Annotated in this window: 3 protein-coding genes; all 3 read right to left on the bottom strand. The window is 66.2% G+C overall.

What is annotated here, in order from left to right; genetic code table 11:
* Window positions 1–166 precede the first annotated feature (166 nt).
* Window positions 167–610: an energy transducer TonB gene (locus tag AC1DT2_RS19185; RefSeq protein ID WP_063570842.1), complete on the bottom strand. Its 444-nt coding sequence runs from the start codon at window positions 608–610 to the stop codon at window positions 167–169.
* A 158-nt stretch (window positions 611–768) separates the two neighbouring features.
* Window positions 769–2,238 (bottom strand): pyruvate kinase, encoded by a 1,470-nt coding sequence (pyk, locus tag AC1DT2_RS19190; protein WP_477298068.1) that lies wholly within the window; start codon window positions 2,236–2,238, stop codon window positions 769–771.
* A gap of 4 nt (window positions 2,239–2,242) precedes the next feature.
* Window positions 2,243–3,064, bottom strand: coding sequence for a S1/P1 nuclease (locus AC1DT2_RS19195; protein ID WP_477298069.1), 822 nt, complete (start codon window positions 3,062–3,064; stop codon window positions 2,243–2,245).
* Between the last annotated feature and the right edge of the window lie 112 nt (window positions 3,065–3,176).

The raw sequence follows: 3,176 nt of genomic DNA on the forward strand, positions 1-3,176 counted from the left end.
GCCCTTCCCCGTGGCCACCATCGCCAGCGCGACCTGTTCGAGATTTTCGATGCTCATGACAACTCCGTAATGGGTGTAGTGGTATGCCCCTCGTCGAGGGGCTAAGCGAGGACAAAAACCGGCGGAGTATAAGGGACTACTCCGCGAAAGCCGTTGTGCGGCGCGATTAAGTGGTCTGGTAGCCCGGCAGCTTGCATTGGTCGAGAATCGCCGCCTTTTTCGCGGGATCTTCCGGCAGGTTGAAGCCGGTCACGTAGTAGGTCTGCACCGGTTCGGCCGTGCCGTTCTGGGAGCCCTTCACGTAGGAAAGCTGCTTGACGATGCTCACGCCGACCTGGCCCAGGTCGCCTGCGGGCACGACCTTGGAGATGGTGGCGTTCTGGGTGCGGCCGTCGGAGCCGATCATGTAGGTCACCGCGACGCAGGTGGGCTGGTCGAGGTTCTTGCCGGTATTGGGGACATCGGGGTTGACTGACTTGTTGGTCAGGTACCAGTAACCGGTTAGGCGTTCCGGAGCGACGCGGCGGACGTTCTGCGCCTCGGCAGCGCCGGCGACGAGCAGAAGAGCGGTGGCGGCAATGGCGCCGGTACGGAGCTTGAGTCGGATCATGACGCCCTCGGTGATGTGCCAGGACCTCAAGTTTAACCCTGCGCACGCATGCGATGCGTGTGAAATCGTGCGGTGGCGCTCTGTGTGGGAGCCGATTCATCGGCGATGGGGGCCTGCCCCACCCCGGTTTTCGCCGCTGAAGCGGCTCCCACATGTGTTTATAGGTCGCGCAGGCTGTCGGCGATGCCGTCGTCGCCGACGACCAACAGCTTCAGCGTGTTGGTACCACCGCCACGACCGATGTGGTCACCGTGGGTCAGGATGACGCGGTCGCCCTTGGCCAGCTTGCCCAGCGCGAACAGGTGCTGGAGCGCGGCGCGGGCGGTGTGTGCCGGATCGAGATTGCTCTGCTCGAAGTCCACTGGCTGCACGTCGCGCAGCATGAGCATGCGGCGGCGAGCCATGTCCGACGGGGACAGCGCGTAGATGGGCACGGCGAAGCGGTAGCGCGACAGCCACTGGGCGGTGGCGCCCGACTCGGTCAGTGCGACGATAGCGCGCACACCCACCTGGGCGGCGAGCAGCATGGCGGCGAGGGCGATGGCCTGGTCGCTGCGGTCCAGCGAGTGGGTATCCGGGCGGAGGTCGTCACGCGGTTCGAACTGGCGCTCGGCACCCAGGCAGATGCGGCGCATGGCAGCGACGGCCTTGTCCGGATGCGCACCCGCGGCGCTCTCTTCCGAGAGCATGACGGCATCGGTCCCGTCGATGACCGCGTTGGCCACGTCGAGCACTTCGGCGCGCGTCGGGATCGGCGCACGCACCATCGACTGCAGCATCTGCGTCGCGGTGATCACCGAGCGGTTGCGCTGCACGGATTCGCGAATGATCTTCTTCTGCAGACCCGGCAGTTCGGCGTCGCCGATTTCCACGCCGAGGTCACCGCGGGCGACCATCACCACGTCGGACGCGTCGATGATTTCGCCGAGCACGGGGATGGCATCGGCACGCTCGATCTTGGAGACGATGGCGGCGTCACCGCCGGCCTCGCGCATCAGGCGGCGGGCTTCATGAAGGTCGTCGGCGCAGCGCACGAAGGAGACCGCGAGGAAGTCCGCGCCCATCTCGGCGGCCAGCTTGATGTCGTTGCGATCCTTGTCGGACAAGGCGCTGACGCTGAGGCCGCCGCCCTGGCGGTTGAGGCCCTTGCGTGCCGACAGGCGACCGCCGATGACCACACGGGTGCGGATTTCGCTGCCGGAGATCTCGATGACCGAGAGCGCGATCAGGCCGTCGTCGAGCAACAGCACGTCGCCGGCGACCACGTCCTTGGGCAGGTCGTAGTRGCTCACGCCCACGCGGCTCTGCGTGCCAGCCGGTGCGTCCGGACGGCAGTCGAGCACGAAGCTGTCACCGGCCATGAGGTCGATCGGGCCGTCGGCGAACTTCTCGATGCGGATCTTCGGGCCCTGCAGGTCGGCCAGGATGCCGACCTCGCGACCGACCTTTTCCGCCGCCGCGCGCACGGCGGCGGCGCGGGCACGGTGGTCGTCCGGGGTGCCATGCGAGAGGTTCAGGCGGACGATGTCCACGCCCTCTTCAAGGATTTTCTCGAGCATGCCCGGCGCGTCCGTGGCGGGTCCGAGGGTGGCGACGATCTTGGTGCGGCGAACCTGGATATCGGTCATTTTTTTAGTCCAGCGTGTGGTTGAGCAGGTCGGCGAGACGCTTGCCTGCAAGGCGCAGGCGGGTCTCGGCGACCGGAAGGTATTTGGCAACGTAGGCGTCGTCGACCGTGTGGTTGCCCGGATAGAAGCCGTTCGTGGCGACGATCTGGCAGGACTCTTCGGCCCACTGGGCGTACGGGTTGTCCAGCGGAGGAATGGGCTTCGGGAGGGTCACCGGGCCTTCGGCGGCGAGGCGGTCGGTATAGGCCGGCCACTGCAGGTCGCGGGTGTAAAGCATGCTGGAGTCCCAGACCTTGTGCAGGTTGGAGCCCTTGCCGTCGAACTGCACCTGGTAGTCGTTACCGCCCTTGTCGTCGCGGTTGCCGGCGTGCAGCGGCTGATGCACGTCACCCACGAAGTGGACGACGAACTTCAGCGCTTCGGCGCGCTCGGCATTGGACTTGTGGCGGTCGCCGAGGATGGCGACGTACTTCTCCAGGCCGCCGACGACACATTGGCCGTCCTTGCAATCCACCGGCGGCACGTAGACACACTTGCCGTCCAGGAAGTCCATGTAGTGCAGCTTGGCGGTGGCCTTGCCCAGTTCCTTCTGGTCCGGATCGTTACGCAGGTGGTCGGGCCAGCTGGCCACATCGGCCAGGGAATCGGAGCCGTCGGCCTTGAGCAGGCGCTCCACTTCGGCCTTGGCCGAGGGGTCGAGCTGGCGCCAGGCCAGTTCGGCGACGATGCGGTGGCCGATGTCGCCCCAGGCCTGGACGGTGGTCGCGAAGGCGGGGACGGTGAGGGCCAGTAAGGCGGCTAGCGCGCGCTTATGAGTCGTTTTCATGGAGCTGTAAACGTTTCCGGACGGGCGAACGGCCAAGTTTGCCACATCCGGACTGAGACCCGGATGACAGATCGCGGCGGCGCAGCAAGCCGGCCCCTGCGACGTTCCGTTA

Source organism: Luteibacter sp. P4_E6, assembly GCF_056401535.1.